The organism is Hymenobacter lucidus, from assembly GCF_020447265.1.
GTDB classification, from domain to species: Bacteria; Bacteroidota; Bacteroidia; order Cytophagales; family Hymenobacteraceae; genus Hymenobacter; species Hymenobacter lucidus.
The window spans coordinates 448084-465003 of record NZ_JAJADR010000005.1; the positions used below are offsets into that span (position 1 = coordinate 448084).

At 56.8% G+C, this 16920-nt stretch carries 12 protein-coding genes; 5 read left to right on the plus strand and 7 right to left on the minus strand.

The features are described from left to right. Window positions 1-50: 50 nt before the first annotated feature. From LGH74_RS18195 to LGH74_RS18225, 7 genes are all read right to left on the minus strand, one after another. Window positions 51-476 carry a cytochrome c maturation protein CcmE domain-containing protein gene (locus LGH74_RS18195; RefSeq protein WP_226177786.1) on the minus strand — a complete coding sequence of 142 codons (426 nt, stop codon included), beginning with the start codon at window positions 474-476 and terminating at the stop codon, window positions 51-53. Between the two features lie 160 nt (window positions 477-636). Beyond that, the gene (locus tag LGH74_RS18200) at window positions 637-879 is read right to left on the minus strand and encodes a CcmD family protein (protein ID WP_226177787.1); all 243 of its coding nucleotides are present in this window, start codon (window positions 877-879) and stop codon (window positions 637-639) included. After that, the gene (locus LGH74_RS18205; RefSeq protein ID WP_226177788.1) at window positions 860-1531 is read right to left on the minus strand and encodes a cytochrome c biogenesis protein; all 672 of its coding nucleotides are present in this window, start codon (window positions 1529-1531) and stop codon (window positions 860-862) included. Before LGH74_RS18205 ends, LGH74_RS18200 begins: the two co-directional genes overlap by 20 nt. A gap of 121 nt (window positions 1532-1652) precedes the next feature. Next, window positions 1653-2321: a heme exporter protein CcmB gene (locus tag LGH74_RS18210; RefSeq protein WP_262904698.1), complete on the minus strand. Its 669-nt coding sequence runs from the start codon at window positions 2319-2321 to the stop codon at window positions 1653-1655. Between the two features lie 166 nt (window positions 2322-2487). Beyond that, window positions 2488-4008 carry a T9SS type A sorting domain-containing protein gene (locus tag LGH74_RS18215; protein WP_226177790.1) on the minus strand — a complete coding sequence of 507 codons (1521 nt, stop codon included), beginning with the start codon at window positions 4006-4008 and terminating at the stop codon, window positions 2488-2490. A gap of 118 nt (window positions 4009-4126) precedes the next feature. Next, window positions 4127-7339: a hypothetical protein gene (locus LGH74_RS18220; RefSeq protein WP_226177791.1), complete on the minus strand. Its 3213-nt coding sequence runs from the start codon at window positions 7337-7339 to the stop codon at window positions 4127-4129. Window positions 7340-7362: 23 nt separating this feature from the next. Next, window positions 7363-8457, minus strand: a complete 1095-nt coding sequence (locus LGH74_RS18225) for an NAD(P)/FAD-dependent oxidoreductase (RefSeq protein ID WP_226177792.1) — start codon at window positions 8455-8457, stop codon at window positions 7363-7365. 168 nt (window positions 8458-8625) lie between these two features. On the opposite strand from LGH74_RS18225, the gene LGH74_RS18230 reads away from it, so the two are divergent. The 5 genes from LGH74_RS18230 (at window position 8626) to LGH74_RS18250 (ending at window position 16642) form a co-directional block, all read left to right on the plus strand. After that, window positions 8626-9261: an MBL fold metallo-hydrolase gene (locus LGH74_RS18230; RefSeq protein WP_226177793.1), complete on the plus strand. Its 636-nt coding sequence runs from the start codon at window positions 8626-8628 to the stop codon at window positions 9259-9261. A gap of 22 nt (window positions 9262-9283) precedes the next feature. Then, a complete protein-coding gene (locus tag LGH74_RS18235; protein WP_226177795.1) occupies window positions 9284-9970 on the plus strand; it encodes a CDP-alcohol phosphatidyltransferase family protein in 687 nt (228 codons plus the stop codon). Between the two features lie 139 nt (window positions 9971-10109). Next, a complete protein-coding gene (porU, locus tag LGH74_RS18240; RefSeq protein ID WP_226177796.1) occupies window positions 10110-14093 on the plus strand; it encodes a type IX secretion system sortase PorU in 3984 nt (1327 codons plus the stop codon). Between the two features lie 110 nt (window positions 14094-14203). After that, complete coding sequence (gene porV / locus LGH74_RS18245) at window positions 14204-15346, plus strand: type IX secretion system outer membrane channel protein PorV (protein WP_226177797.1); 1143 nt, start codon at window positions 14204-14206, stop codon at window positions 15344-15346. 9 nt (window positions 15347-15355) lie between these two features. Further along, on the plus strand, window positions 15356-16642 hold the full coding sequence (locus LGH74_RS18250) for a M16 family metallopeptidase (protein WP_226177798.1): 1287 nt from the start codon (window positions 15356-15358) through the stop codon (window positions 16640-16642). Window positions 16643-16920: the final 278 nt, after the last annotated feature.

The window sequence follows — 16920 nt, forward strand, 5'->3', positions numbered from 1 at the left end:
GGTTTATGCAATCAGCTGCCCCGCAGCAACGCTCAGCCAGTAGTTGCCAATTACCGCGAAGCGGTAGCGCCTTTGAGGTCCTTCTCCACATACTTGGAAGGACACTTCAGCAGAATTTTATCAGCCACGAACACGTCGTTGCGCATCGCGCCGGTAATGACGACCTGCTCCGACTTGTCGAAATCCTGGGGCTTGGGGTTGAAGTAAATCACGCGCTGGGCAATCCGGTTGGTATCAACCAGGGTGAAGGCGAAGTAGTTGGGGTCGAGCGTCGGATTATATTCCAGGCCCATGATGTTCTTCTGCCCGTCGCGCGGGAGACGGCCCACTACGTGTACTTTGGTGAGGTTACCATCGGCGGCCCGCTCCCGGGCTTCGCGGAACGACACGTACACGCTGGCGTCGCCGACAGTGCTCATGATGATGCCGATAGCAACGGCAATGACGGCAATGGCGAGAATATGAGATTTTTTCATGATGCTTCAACAGCGCCGGACTCTATAAACCGGCTTTACTGAACAACCAAAAGTCCCCGAAAAATCCGTCGGGGCGGAATTCATTTGTCACCCAACCACCTGATTTTCGTCAGGCGGGTCACTCCGCACGGTTGGCGGCCGTAGCTGGTGGTAGCCGTTACTAGTCTTTCAGCTCCTTTTCCAGCCGACCTACTTTGCGGTCGAGGGAGATGAGAAAGGCTAGCAGCCCGGCCAGCACCACAGCAATGACGGCCACTACCACGTAGATTTTGCCGTTCTGGCGCAGAGCGTCGGCCATTTCGGGCGAGTCGGTGCCGGCTTGGGCGGCGGCATGCAGCACGGGCAGCAGCAGGGCGGCCAGCAGCAAAAAGGCCGAACGGAGCTTAAGCAAGCTGTTTTTCATATACTTTTTGTTTGAGCAGAGCAATGCGGCTGGCCACCTGGGCCAGCCAGAAGGCCAGCAGCGTCCAGCCGATAACGGCGGGGTAAAACACGAGCCGCATGTTGTCGTCGAGGTCGTACTTGGCAAAGGCCGGGTTGCCGCCCGCGCCGGGGTGGAGCGAATCTGTGAGGCGGGGCAGGATATAGAACAGCGGCATAGCCGTAGCGAAGGCGAAAATGTTGTAGATGGCCGAAATGCGGGCCCGCTGCTGCTCATCGGTAAAGGAAGAGCGCAGTACCAAATAAGCCCCGTAGATGAGCATGGCAATGGCCGCGCCGTTGAGCTTGGGGTCATTGGTCCACCAGGTGCCCCAGGTGTACTTGGCCCAGATACTGCCCGTAGCCAGCCCCACGCAGCCCATCAGAATACCGGTGCGGGCCGCCTCGTGGGAGCGGATATCCAGCTCGGGCGTGGGGTTGCGCAGGTAGCGAATGGAATAGATGACCGAGGCAATCAGAATAAAGGTCATGCCGAACCACATCGGCACGTGGAAGTACAAATTGCGGATGGTTTCGTTGAGAATAGCCAGCCGGGGCACGGGCACCAGCAGGCCGGCCACCGCCGTATACAGCAGCAGCACCACGGCCAGGGCTTTCCACCAGTTGTTTTTCATAAGCAGCAAGAAATTAACGGCGTGGCACGCGGGAAAACGGTGCCCGAGAATAACAGCCAAGCCGGGTAGTTTGTCACACTCCGCTGGCCGGCATTTGTGCCGGATTTACCCCAGTGTTGCATTAGCTCCGCCATAAAAAAGGAAACAGCAAGTACGACACGGCGCTGACAATCAGGTTGAGGGCCACCAGCGTGAGCAAAGAGCTGCGGCTGGCATCGAATTCAAGCCCGTCCAGCGCATTTTTCGATACTTTGATGAGCAGCAGTAGCATAGGCACCATCAGCGGGAAGCCCAGCACGGCCATCAGCGTACTGCTGTTGGTGGCTTTTGCCGCAATGCCCGATACCAGCGTGAGCGTGGAAGCAAAGCCCACCGCGCCCAGCACCACATTGGCCAGAAACAGCGGCATATTCTGCACGGGGTTACCCAGCACTACCGCATACAGGCCAAACCCAGCCAAGGCCAAGCCTAAGAGCAGCAAAGCATTATACACGATTTTGGCCATAATAACGGCCTGGGGCTGCACCAGCGTGTAGTAGTAGAGCAGGCGGCCCCGACTTTCCTGTAAAAAGCCCTTAGCCACGGCATTGACGGCCGTAAAGAGCAGAATAATCCAGAACAGGGCGTTCCAGGCAGGTACCGGCAGCTCTCCACCGCGCAGCGCGAAGCTCAGATAGCACACGAATACGGTGCTGCCCACGTAGAGCAGCATGCCGCTGAGGGCCGCGCGCTGCCGCCATTCCAGGCGGAAGTCCTTCTGAATCAAATACCAAATCTCGCGGAGGAGCAACACGGTACAGCGGCTGGTGAACAGGGCCGCAAAGATACAACCCAACCTTCGGATAGGCCTCACCTAAGTTCATTATTCGCCCCGGGGCTACGAATCGGTGCACTCTGTTGAAAACAAAAAAGCCTTCTACCGGCGGCAGAAGGCTTTTTTTCGGGACAGATGCGGCTTACTTCACCACGGCAAACTTGCCGGTGGCGGTAGCACTTTCCTGGGTCAGGCGGTAGGTGTAGAGGCCAGCAGCCAGGGTGTAAGTGGATAATTGAAGGCGGCCATTCACGGGTTTGGCCGCGTAAGTAGCTACCAGCCGGCCCGTCAGATCGAGCACGCGCAGCTCGGCAGCGGCTTGCGTATTTGGCAGCTCAAACGTGAGCAGGTCGGTAGCCGGGTTGGGATACACGGCCAGCTGTAGCGGCTGCGCAGGCCGGGCCGCCAGTATCGTGGGGCGGAAGGGCAGATAATCGACGACGCCCAGTGCTACGTTGTCGGGCTGGTGGTACACGTGCGCTTCAATTTCAGCAGCCGAGCTGGTGCCCCAATCGTTGCCTTCGGCCTTGAAGCTCTCGGCGGTATTGTTGAAGATATCGTACACTTGCCCACCGTTGCCGTTACCCGTCAGCAGATTGCGGCCCACGTTGGTAGTATCAGTACTGCTCAGGTCGCCGAAGCTGATGCGCGGGGCGGGGGTGCTGGAGTTGGAGCGCTGCAGCGTGACGCCGTAGAGGTTGCCCCGCAGAATATTGCGCGATACTACGCCAACCTGCGTTTGGGTGCCGTTGAAGTTCAATCCACTACCGCCGGTCTGGGCGTTGGGGTTGATGTTGTTGTCGGAAACGATGTTCTGGGTGATGTAGCTGCTGATGTTGCCGCCCACAATAGCAATGCCGTAGCGGTTGTTGCGCACGATGTTACGCCGAATCTGCACCTGCGTCAGGGCGCTGGCCCCCAGCAGGTTCGACACGCTAATGCCGCCGGCCATGATGTAACGGCCCACGACGAGGTTGCCCTGGATGATAGTGGTAGCAGGGCCGCCCACGCCCAGATTGATTTGCGGCCAGTTGCCATTCTCGGTGCTGTTAGCCACCAGCACGTTGTTGCGGATGATGACTGAAGTCGGCCGGTTGGCCGGGCTCAGGATGCCGGAGCGGGCGTTGTTATAGATGCGGCAGTTAGTGATGCGCGGCGTACCGCCCGAGAGGCTGATGGCCCCGCTGTTGGTGGCTTTGGTACCGATGGAAGCCACTTGGTAGCGCACCACGCAGCTGTCGAGCACCAAGCTCACGTCCACGGCCTTGATGCCGCCGCCGTATTCCACCACCGTCTTGCGTAGCTCCGAGCCGGTGCTGGTGCCCGAAAACGAGATGCTGTGAAAGGGGGCCGCCGGATTGACGGCCGTTATTTTGACTGAGTCGCGGGGGTTAATCAACAGTACGCCGTCCACGTAGAGCAAGGCCAGAGAGGCCATCCTAATGATGGCGTTGCTACGGATTTCGAGCGTGTCGCGCGCCGAAATCCGGATGGTGTCATTCACCTGGAAATTGGTACTGCCAGAAGTAGTGACGTAGCCACTGGAAGCGGCAACCAACTGCGCCAGATTCCAGTGCACGCCTGTGCCCGGCGTTTGGTACTGCGCAGCGGTGGGTAGCCATGCTATGATGCACAGCGCACTCAGGAGTAAGATTTTTTTCATAGTAGAGCAAAGTAAAGGGCGCGTAGAACGGGGGTAAGATGGGTAATAAACACGAATAGAGCCAGCGCGGTTGCCCCGGCTGGCTCTATTCAGTGTAATTGCAGAAGTTCAGGCCGGCTTAGAAATCGTAGCCCAGCGTGAAGTAGAATTTGGGGCCTTTCTGCACGTAGTCTTCCTGGCCCCAGGCAATATCGGCCTTTCCGTAGAAACCCAGCAGCGTGGTACGCATACCAAAGCCGTAGCCAATCAGCAGCGGGTTGCGGAAGTTTACCACCGTAGCCGTAAAGGAGTTGCCGGCGCCGCCTTTCACCTGCGTATTGAAGGAGTTGTTTTCATTAAATGGGTTCGAGCCCGAATAAGCCGAGCCCGCATCGGTAAAGGTGGTCAGCTGCAGATTGCGGAAGAAGCCGGAATAGATGGGCTTGCGCGACAAATATTGAATAATGGGCACCCGCAGCTCAGAGTTGAACAGCACGTAGCGGGGGCCGCTGCGCTTGCTGTAGTCGAAGCCGCGCAGGTTGGTTACAAACTGCTGGTAGAACACCTGGGTAGGGTCGCTCATATTGGGCGTCAGCGGTGTCAGGCGCGCGTCGTCATAGCGGGTGTTCAGCACCCAGTTATCCATGCCGCCCAGGCGGAAAGTTTGCGCGGCCGTGCCGAAGAAAGAGCCGAAGCTGGCCCGGTTGGCCCATATGATTTGACGATGGATTTTCTGATAATGGCGCAGGTCGATGTAAACCTTGCCAAAATTTTGCGCGCCATCATCAATGCCGTTGAGCTTCAACACCCCGATTTTCATTCGGGTGCCTTCCATCATATTAACGCCCGTCGAAATAGAGTTATCGAACACCAGTTCGCCGCTTACTCCGATGTAGTTCCGGTTCAGGTCGTCATCAGTTGTAAACTGGGTAATAACCGTCCGACTCACGTTCACGAAGCGTGGGCCGCCCCGCACACTTAGGTTGTGCGAAAGTGGATAGGCAATAGTCGGCGAAACCTCGTGGCGGCCAAAGCGCTGCCGCTGCGTCTCGGTATCGAAGAAGTAGGCTTGTTTCTGGTAGCCGACGCTCCAGTCGTAACGCTTGCGCAGGTTGGTATACTCGGCATAGATGTTACTGGTACGCAAATCAGTAAGGGCAAAAATACCGGCCTTGATGCGGTGGTCCTCAAAAAGATCCGTCATGTTGGCCTGCCCGATTAAACCGACACCCAGCAATGGGTCGGCGTAGAGCGACGATACTACGTTGTCGATGCTGAAGCGCTTGTCGTATTTGTAGGGACCCACTACGGCAAACGCGTCGGCGGGCGGAGCGGTGGGCAGCGCGGCTACATCGGTGCGCTTGCGGCGGGGCGCGTTGGCCCGGCTGGGCACGTCTTCCTCAAACTGGTAGTCGCTGGTATTAATCGGCGCGTCGCTCTTGCGGGGTGCTGTGGGGTTGTCCTGCGGCTCGGCAGCTACAGATTTGGCCGGCTGAACAGCAGCTTTCTGTGGCGCGCGCGAACGGTCTTCCAGGGTTTCCTGTCGGGCCGTCTTGTACAGAATCAGGTTTTCGGGCAGCGCGTACGTCGGGTAGAGGTACATGAAGTCTCGCGACTTATCGGCGGCCACAAAGCCCAGCGCGCCGGTAGCGGCATTGTAGTCGAAGTTCTCGATGTTGGGCTGAAAGCTGCTCACCGGTACGTGCTGCTTCGTTTTAAAGGAGTAGCGGTAGATGCTGCTGATGCCGCTTTCTTCCCCCAGAAACAAGATTTCATCGTCGGATACCACTCGGGGCCGGCCTTCGTTGGAAATCGTGCTGACCAGCATTTCCATGGGCTGGGCGCGGCCATCGAGGTGGTAGAGAAACAGGTCGTAGTTGTTAACCACGCTGCCGAAATTACCCTTGGCCGTGCCGGCCGAGTCGAGCCAGCGGTTGGAGCTGAACACGATACCGCCACCTCCGGGCAGAAACACGGGCTGCACGTCGTCGAATACGTCGTTGGTAAGCTTTTCGGGGGTGCGGCTGCCGGCCCGCAGCAAATATAGGTCGTTTTGCCCGTCGCGCACGCCGCTAAACACCAGCGACTTACCATCGGGCGAATAGCTCAGATCCAGCACCTGTGAAAAGGGCTTGAAAACCGTGGAGCCGCTACGGCCAAATAGGTCATCGACGAGCCGGAACACGAAGTTGGTAGGGCCGGCATCGGCCGAAACCGAGCGGAGCGTCATGCTGCCCCGGTATTCCTCGGCCACGGCCATTTGGCTATTGCTGCGCCAGGCCAGCACCGGCAGGCGGGTTTCCACCTGCTGATCCGGCGACTTGAAGCCGCCCCGGTGCACGGTACGCCGCTTCGAGCCGTCGCGGTTGACTACCGTCACCTGGTAACGGCCCCGCTCGTTCGATACGTAGGCCAGCCGTTGGCCGTTGGGGCTCAGCACTGGCTGCGAGTACAGGATATTTTTTCGGTTGCTTCTGGTTAGCTGCCGGGCTTCTTCGGGCAGCACAAACGGCGTCTGGGGCTGGGCATTCAGCTGGCGGTAGTAGGCTATCCAGTCCTTGAGAAAGACTTTGTAGGGTACATTCAACGAGCTGCTGATGCCCACTTCCACGTCGCGCGTGATGCGCGTCAGGTTCAGAATATTCTGAATGGTGGTGTAGCCGTAGCGCTCAGCAATGTAGTTCCAGATGCTCTGGCCGGCTAACTCGGGGTTGCGCACGAAAAACTGTGCGGGCCGGTTCGAATCTACCTTCTGCGTCATGTCGCGCATGTAGTCGTCGACCTGCACGCTCCAACCCTCGGCGGCATAGGCCGAAGCGCCTGACACAAACCAGTCGGGCAATTGGAGCAGGTAGCTGCTCTGAATAACTTCCTTCAGCGAGCCGCCATACATCATGTCGTTGAGCAGCACGCGGGTAATCTGAAAGCTCAAATCACGCTTAAAGGTGGTTTGCTGGCCCTGAAAAGCCAGCTGCACCTTGCTCATGCGCAGCAGCTCGGTTTCGCCGCCGGTCTGGTACTTGTCGGTATCGAGACCTACGTTGCTCTGCCGCAGGTCGCCCACGGAGTTATAGAGCATAATAGTAGTCTTAGAATACGGGTAGTAGCCAATCAGGGCCGTGATGCGCTGGAGCTCTTTCTCGGCGTACTCCGCCGCTCGCCGGGCCGTAATTTCGCCGCCGGCATAGAAGTAGATATTAAAGTTCTGGGTGCTCAGCTGCTGCCAGTTGAAGTCCTTGTACTGAATACGGACCCGCCCAAAAGGCTCCTGAGCCGTCTGGGCCTGAGCTGCGTCGCCGGCCGACAGCACCAGGGCTGCCGATAACGCCATGAGTAAGGATAGGTGCTTCATAGAGAAGGCGAAAAGCGGAGAAATCAGGAAGAAAGGCCGGCCTCGAAAAGGCTAGCTGTATATAACGCAGAATACCGCCGGATATTGACTTCGGGCCATAATTCCGCGGTGCCTTCCAGCACATCGGCAAAATGGGCGGCCAGCCGCGGAGCAATCATTACTCCTTTGGAGCCGAAGCCATTGCATATACTCACAACCGGCAAGGCCGGATGCGTACCCACCAGGGGTTTTCGGTCGGGCACGGTCGGGCGCATTCCCATGCGCTGACCGGTAACCGAAAACGGCTGGTCCGTCATGCCGCTCAGCTTTTGGCTGAGTTCCTGCCGGGCCTGCTCCGTAATGGAAGCGGCAAAAGGCGGCCGCCGATACGTGGCGCCCACCCGAAACTGCTGCTGCCCCAGCGGCACCACGTAGGCGCCCTTGTTGAGCACCTGTGCCTGCGACAGACCAGCGCACTCCACATCGAGCACCTCGCCCTGGTTGGGCCGCAGCGGCAGCCAGTTAAAGTACGGATTTTGCGTGGCTGCGGCTCCTTCACAGAAGATAATGTGCCGAGCGCGCACGTCTTCCTTATAAGTTACCCCACCAGGTTCGACAACAAGTTGCTGCGGAGCAAAAGTTTCGCACCGCAGCCACCCTTTTTGCAGGCCTTCGGCGGCCAGCGCCGCCAGTACCTCGCGCAGGGAAACGTAGCCCCCGCGCCGGATGGTAACGCCCCCGAAATCCTGTCGCACGCCTTCAATGGGCGCCGGGTTCAGGTTGATTTCCTGCACGAAGTCCCGCCACGGATTATCGGCACTACGGGCCAGCAGGGCATTTTGCTCGGCCACCGACGAGAGCAGCTTCAGAATGGGCACCTCAAAGAAGAAAGGCAGGCCGAAACGGGCTTCCAGCTCGCGGTAAAAAGCTGTGGCCGCCGTCATCAGCTCATCGGCGCGCCAGGTGAGGGCAAAGCGCTGGCCGGCCACGGGGTTCATGAGCCCGGCGGCCACGTTGGAAGCCGAATCGGGCTGGGCGGTATCGAGCACCAGCACGGCGTAGCCTCGGCGACGCAGCTCATAGGCCATAGTGGCGCCAGCAATGCCGTGGCCGATAATCAGGTAATCGTAAGCAGTCATGGCTGGCAAGGTAAGCCGAAAACCACAGTCGCTGTACTCCGGAGCCGGTCGGGCAAAATCGGGCCTGGTGCCGGCCCCACTTGCTTTCCACAAAGCCCGGGCGGTGTATCTTCCCGGCAAGTCTCGTAACTTACCTCCCCAATCTGCCCGACTTATTCTCTCCGCTGCATGACCGTCTCTGGTTTTACTTTCAACGCTTTTTCCGAAAATACCTACCTGCTCCACGATGCCACCGGCCAGTGCGCGGTAGTAGACCCGGGCTGCTATGACAAGGCCGAGCAGCAGGCGCTACGCGCTTTCATCGAAGCCCAGGGCCTGCAGGTAGTGCTGCTACTGAACACACACTGCCACATCGACCACGTTTTCGGTAATGCCTTTGTTCTGGACACGTATAAGGTGCCGTTCCTGATTCACGAGGCCGACCTGAGCACCCTGCGCGCTGTGCCCACCTACGCGCCCACCTACGGCTTTCCGCAGTACCAGCCCGCTGAGCCCACCGGTTTCCTCACGCCCGGCACCCCAGTTAAATTCGGCGACACCGAGCTGGAAGTGCGCTTTGCGCCGGGCCACGCGCCCGGTCACGTGGTGTTCTACCACGCGCCTACTGAAGTCGTTATCGGCGGCGACGTGCTGTTTCAGGGCAGCATCGGCCGCACCGATTTGCCCGGCGGCGACTACAACACCCTTATTGCCAGTATCCGCCAGCAGCTCCTGACGCTGCCCGATACCGTTACGGTGTACCCCGGCCACGGCCCGGCCACCACCATTGGCGCTGAGCGACAGTCCAATCCGTTTTTGCGCTAAGTTCGTTTGTCTTTTCCCCTGCATGAAGAATCACCTTCCCAACGCCGTTACCTGTCTCAACCTGTTTGCGGGGTGCCTGGCCCTGTGCAACATCTTTGCCGGCCACCTCGAAACCGCCGCGTACCTGGTGGGCCTGGCTGCCGCCTTCGATTTTGCCGACGGTCTGCTGGCCCGCGCCCTGCACGCCTCCTCCCCCATCGGCAAAGACCTCGACTCACTGGCCGATATGGTCTCGTTCGGCGTGGTGCCGGGCGCCATCCTGTTTCATTTGCTGGGCCGCGCCGCCGGCCTGCCCGAGTGGCTGCCCTACGCAGGCTTCATTGTCACGGTATTTTCGGCCCTGCGCCTAGCCAAGTTCAACAACGACACCCGCCAAACGACTTCCTTTATCGGGCTGCCCACACCGGCTTGCACGCTGGTAGTAGCCTCGCTACCGCTCATTCTGGCCCACGATACGTTCGGCCTCACCGGCTTCATTCTGCACCCCTGGGTGCTGCTGGGTCTAACGGTGCTGCTGTCGGGCTTGCTGGTGGCCGAAATTCCGCTGTTTGCGCTCAAGTTCAAGAACCTCACCTGGCAGGATAACTCTCTACGGTTCATCTTCCTGCTGTTGGCTTTGCCTTTGCTGATTGTGCTGGGCGCCACCGCCATTCCGCTCGTTGTATTGTTGTATGTAGCCCTGTCGGTTGTGCGGCCGGCCTACGGCTGATATTTTGGATAGCAACACCACAATATTTGCCTTTGTCGGTAGTTAAGTAGCCGATGATCTGGTGAACCGCTTTTTTAGTGGGCGTGTTGCAAGCTCATCCTTCATTGCAAACCTACCCTACTGCTCCTGACCAACATCTATGCGCTACTCTACTTTACTGGTTATTTTGTGGCAGCTGGCCTTTGGCGCGGTTAGTACGGCCAACGCTCAAGGTGGGGAGCAAGTAGTGCGGGGCCAGCTGAAATGGCAGGGCTACACCGAGGCAATACTCCAGACCGGCCAACGGCGTAAAGTGCCGACTTTCGGCGGTGCTGCCTTCCGGGCCGGCGAACAAAATCCCAACTACCAGCTGCGCATTGCCGGGCGCGTTAGCCAAGGCGAGGTGCGCAATGCCGTTTACGAGCCATTTTCCGCCGCCGATGCCAAACTGTTTGATGCCGCCAAGCTGCCAGCTGCCGCCGATGTACGCCTGACGACGGGCACAGAGCGGCGTCAGCTCTTCACCATTACGCTTGTTCAGGCTGTGCGGCGCAACTCCCAGACCGGGCAGGCCGAGAAGCTGGTTTCATTTGAGTATGCTTACTCTCTAAGCACCGACCAGCGCCGTACCCAGGCCCGTACCTACGCCAACTCCTCCGTGCTCAACCAAGGTGAGTGGTTCAAAATTGGTGTGGCTACCAGCGGCATTTATAAGCTGGATAAAAAAGCCCTCGAAACGCTCGGCATCAACATGCAGGGCCGTGACCCACGCCGCCTCAAGATTTACGGCAATGCAATGGGTACTCTGCCCCAGGCCAACAGCGTCTACCGTCCCGATGATCTGGCCGAAAACGCCATTTACGTGGCCGGCGAAGCCGACAACAGCTTCGATGATGCCGACTACGTACTCTTCTACGCCCGCGGCCCCCACACCTGGAGCTTCGACCCCAACGGTGCAACCCCGCGCTTTCGGCACAATCTGAACGTGTACGCCGATACGGCTTACTACTTTGTTACGGTAGGTACTACAGCTGGGCTGCGGGTAGGTTCACCCCGCTTCGTCCCTGGTGCACCTGTATCGTCGACGACTATTGTTAGTCAGTTTCTGGAACGCCAATTTCACGAGCAGGAGTTGCTCAACTTGGGTAAGTCTGGCCGGCAGTGGCTGGGCGAAGGATTCACGAACAACTCCACGTCCCGGGAAGTAACTTTTAACATTCCGGATATGGTACCCAATTCTACCCTGCAACTGACCTCGCAGGTGGTGGGCGCGTCAGTATATGGTAGCGCCACTCGTTTTCAGCTGGCGCTGAATGGGTCGGCGCTGGGTACCGTCCAAACAGTGCGTGGCTATAGCTCTACCCCGGACTTTTACCCTGAAGTAGCCAATTCCGACTTACAGACGTTTTCCTACCCGTTGCCCGCCGCACCGGCTGCCGATGTGCGCGTCCGGCTTAGCTTCAGCAGCCCCAGCGACCCATCGGGCCAGGGCTACCTCGATTATCTGGAAGTAAATGCTCCGCGGCGACTGCGGCTTACCGGCAACCTGCTCCAGTTCAATTGCGTGCCAACCGTGCCTTTCAGCGATTTTCAGCTGGGCGCCCCTGCCGGCACTTCCGTTTGGGATGTCACTAATCCGCGCCACCCCCGGCCAATACTGCTCAATGGGGCCGGCAACTTTATAGCAGCTACCGATAGTGCCCGCGAATTTGTGGCCTTCACCGGCAGCGACTTTCCGGCCCCACCCCGCTTTTTCGGCCGCGTTGCCAACCAGAACCTACATGCCCGCCTTACTGGCGATGTAGACCTGGTTATCGTAACCCATCCGCTCTTCAAGCAGGAAGCTAGCCGATTGGCCGCCTACCGCCGCATCCACGACAAGCTCAAGGTAGAAGTGGTAACGACGACGGAAGTATACAACGAATTCAGCTCCGGGGGCCAGGATATAACGGCTATCCGGGATATGATGAAGATGGTTTATGACCGTAATTCTTCCGCTGCCAAGCTTAAGTACCTTCTGCTGTTCGGCGACGCCTCGTACGACTACAAATCAGACCCGTCCAATGACCCGAAGTTCCTGCCGCCTTGGTGGTCGGAACGCTCCCCGCTCAATGGCGACAAAATTGCCCAGAACTTTGTGCCAACGTACGAATCGCGCGAGTCCTTCGCGCTGACATATCCGCGTGGTTCTTCTTTCCCTCAGGGCAAGGGCGTTACGTTCTGTTCCGATGACTATTTTGGCCTCCTGGATGATGATGAAGGTGAGTGGGACGAGAACAACAGCAACGAGCTAATCGACATCGGTATCGGCCGGTTGCCGATCCGCACTCCACGCGACCAGCCCGGCTCCACCGCGCAGGCAACGCTGGTTGTTGATAAGCTGATCCGCTACGACGAGCCCATCAGCTTTGGTAAATGGCGCAACCGCGTCACGTTCGTGGCCGATGATGGCAACAACTCTATCCACATCAGCGAATCGGCCAATCCGCAGGCCGATAGTATTGCGGTGCGGCATCCCGAATACAATGTCCATAAAGTGTATCTGGATCTGTATCCGCAGTTGATTGCGGCCGGCGGCCAACGCTCCCCCGAATGTAACCGGGCGCTCGATGAGTCGCTAGAGCAGGGCTCCTTGCTAGTACACTATAGCGGCCACGGTGGGCCCAAAGGCTGGGCCGACGAGCAGATTCTAACCAAGCAGTCGGTGCTGGCTCTGCAGAACCGCAACCGTATGACCTTTATGGTTACCGGTACCTGTGACTTTAGCACCTACGATAACCCCGAGGAGGACTCCGGTGGAGAGCTTGTTCTGACCGACGTTGCTGGCGGCGCCATTGGTCTGCTAACAACGACCCGTCTGGCTTTTTCAAACTATAGCTTCAATCTGTCCAGCCAGTTCTACAACTTCCTCTTCAAGCCCGCCACCGGTCAGTTGCCCCCTCTAGGCGAAGCTGTAATGATTGCTAAAAACAACAGTGTCAGCGCCAGTTACAATCGTAACTACGCGTTGTTGGGTGACCCTACTACCCACCTAGCTACCGGCCAGCAGGAAATAGCCCTCGATTCCATCAATGGCAAGCTGCTCAGTGCTGCCTCCAACGACACGCTCAAGGCTCTTTCGACCGTTCAGCTGTCCGGCTTGATTAAGTCTGGCCAGGCTGTCAACACCGGTTTTACCGGACAAGCCCACGTGACGGTGTACGAAAAGCCAGCTGTTGTCAACACTCTGAAAAATGAGTTTGATGACTTGGTTATTCCGGTGAAAGTTCAGGAAAACGTCATCTATGACGGGCAGGCATCCGTTCGTAACGGCCGTTTCAAGCTCAACTTCGTAGTTCCCAAAGACATTAATTATAGTGTGGGCCTGGGCAAGATTCAGCTCTACGCCAAAGACTCCATTCGAATTGCTGACGCGAAAGGTTACCGGGCTAGTGCCGTGGGCGGAGCCGATGATTCGGCTCCACTAGATACTATTCCGCCGGTTATTCGTCTCTTCATGGACCGGGAGTCTTTCGTGTTCGGGGGACTTACGGCTACCACTACAACACTGATTTCGCACCTCTCCGACGACAGCGGCATCAACACTGCCGGCTCCGGTATCGGCCACGAAATCACGGCTACTCTCGACAACGACCCGACGAAGCTCACCGTCCTCAACGACTTCTACACTGCCGATGTCGACAACTTCCGGGCTGGCAAAGTAAAGTACCTGTTTAAAGAACTAACACCCGGTCCGCACGTACTGCGCCTCAAGGCTTGGGACACATTCAATAATTCGGCGCAGCAGGAAATAGAGTTTATTGCGGCTAATCAGGAAAAGTTAGCTTTGGCACACGTTCTGAATTATCCCAACCCTTTCTCGACCAAAACCAGCTTCCAGTTCGACCATAACCACACCAACGACGATTTGGACGTACAGGTCCAGATCTTCACCATATCGGGCCGCTTGGTACGTACGCTACGCACCACCATCATTGCTAGTGGCCCCCACGTAGGCCGCGACGCAGAACCTCTTACTTGGAATGGCCGCGACGAATACGAAGACCAGTTAGCGCGGGGCGTGTATGTATACCGCGTAAATGTGCGGTGTCAGACGCACGAGTCGACGGCCTCAAAATTTGAAAAACTGGTTATTCTGAACTAAGCACCCGACACTATTCTGCCCTTTTCGTTTCCATTCCGCTTTTCTTGTTCTTCTGTATGACATTGTTGAAGCTGCCTTTGCGATTAGCACTCCTACCCGGCTTGCTGGGTGTGTCTATCGCAGCTCAGGCTCAGAGTTCCCCGAATACGATTACAACGGCCGTTCCCATCCTGACCTTAAGCCCCGACGCCCGCTCTGCGGCACTAGGTGAAGCCGGAGTAGCCATTTCGCCCGATGCCAATGCCTCCTATCATAACGCTGGTAAGCTGGGTTTCCTCAACAGCAAGTATGGCGTTTCGCCTTCCTACTCGCCTTGGCTGCGCAACGTAACCGATGACATGGGCTTGGCCTATCTGTCGGGTTTCTCCAAAATCGGGCAACGCTCGGCCATCTCGGCTTCGCTAATGTACTTCGATTTGGGCACCATTTCTTTCCGCGACAAAGACAACCGCTCTCTGGGCGACTTTAACCCCAAAGAATATGCGGTCAGCGTTTCGTATGGCCAAAAGCTAAGTGACAACCTCGGTGTGGGTGTAACAGCGCGCTATATCCGCTCCAACCTCACCGGCGACAACATCAGCGGCAAGCCAGGCAATGCCGCCGCCGTCGATCTGGGTCTGTATTACACCAAGGACCTTTCCATTGGCCCCAGCGACTACAACCTGGGCCTGGGTGCTACCATCTCCAACATCGGCAACAAAATGACCTACACCAATGCGTTGCAGGCCGATTTTCTGCCAACGACGCTGAAGCTGGGTACTGCTCTGACCCGTGAGCTGGACGCGTACAATAAAATCACGCTGACTGTCGATGCCAGCAAACTCTTGGTTCCTACTCCATACTATATGGAAGGTGATACTGTGGGTTTTGGCAAAGCCATTAAAACCAAGAATGCTGATATCCGCGCCAAAAACATTGTCAGCGGTATCGTTGGCTCGTTCAGTGATGCGCCCGGTGGCTTCAGCGAGGAGCTGAAAGAAATCAACATTTCGGCTGGTTTGGAGTATTGGTACAATGATTTGTTGTCGGCTCGCGTCGGGTACTTCTATGAAAACCCCGTAAAAGGCGACCGTCAGTACTTAAGCTTTGGCTTAGGAGTCCGCTACCAGGTTTTCGGCGTGGATGGCACCTATCTAGTGCCCAACCAGCGTGCCAACCCATTGGCTCAAACAATTCGTGTATCCTTGCACTTCAACTTCAACAAGTCTGAGGAAGCTTTCGGCACCGGCGACGGTTCCGCTCCTATCAACTAACCCGTTTCCATGCTCGACCGTCAAGTCGCTCCTCCTGTTCAGCCGCTGGCCAGCGTTACGCTACCAGCGGCTGATGTGTTTTCGCTCCCCAATGGCGCACGCCTACACGTTATTCACAACGATGCTCAACCCGTAGTACGCCTGCAGTTGGTTTTCCCAGCCGGAAAATGGCATGAGTCAACATCAGGTATCTCTTTGCTTACTGCCCGAATGCTCCTGGAGGGCACCCCAACCCGTTCTGCCCGCCAGATTGCAGATGAAGTAGCTTTTTACGGTGCCTCCCTGGAGTGCGAGCAAGGGTTTGATCAGTCCACACTAACTCTTTATTGCCTCTCACGCCATCTAGAGAAGCTGCTGCCTTTAGTACTAGATGTGGCCACAGCTGCATCATTTCCTGAAACGGAGCTGGCCCAGTTAAAGGCGCGCACCATCCAGAACGTGCGCATTGAACGACAGAAAACTAGCTATCTGGCTTCTGAGCGCTTCGCTCAGGCTCTCTACGGCCCTGCGTATCCTTACGGTCGCATGTTCAACGAAAGCGAGTTTGCAACAGTAGCAAAAGAGTCTATCCAGGAATTTCACCGCTCTGCCTACCAAATGGCAAAAGCTGAGGTTTTTTTGTGCGGTAATATTAGCGCTCCACAACTCCAGCTTGTCAGAGATGCTATCGGCCAGGTAGAAACCACACCTTTGTCTACCTCCGTTTTAGTATCAATAAATGATTCAGCAGGCATCGTTTCTCAGCCAGTAAAGGAATATACACAGGTTGCGGATGCCATGCAGACATCATTGCGTATTGGCCGCCTGTGGCCTAACCTCAATCACCCAGATACGCATAAGCTTCAACTGCTCGTCAAAGTATTGGGCGGCTATTTTGGCTCCCGCCTGATGAAGAATATCCGGGAAGACAAAGGGTTTACCTATGGTATCTATGCCAGCGTTGGCTCCAGGGAGCATACCAATAACTTTGTGATTGGTACCGATGTAAATGCAGCATCAGCTCAAGTAGCTATTCAGGAAATATATAATGAGCTAACAGAGCTACAGAATAGCTTGGTTTCTACCGAGGAATTGCAGACCGTAAAGAACTACATGACTGGCAAATTCGCCAATGAATTAAGTACAGTATTCGAACAGTGCGACAAGTATAAGAATATCGTATTCCTGCAGTTACCAGCATCATACTACTCTGATTTCCTGCAGCAAATCAATGCCGCAACTTCTGAAGATATACAGAAATTGGCTAGAGAATATCTATCGCCTACTAGTATGACTGAAGTTGTTGCAGGCCCCTGATTCCTTATTTGCTGTGCAGTAACTACGGCATAAGAAAAGCTCTTAGACAGTATCTAAGGGCTTTTCTTATGCCGTAGCAATAGCCTTTACTAATTAGATAAGTAGCAAAGGCATACACATGTGTGATGTCCCTATTCCTTCCAGGAGCAACTGCTAAGTCGCTATCCGCCCCTTCGCTACCCCGTTTAGTGGCACGCGAGGGGTGGTGGGGCGGGTAGGGCGGGCTGTAAACGAGCAATGCCCCGTCCGCAGCACGCAGCGCGGAGGGGGCATTGGCA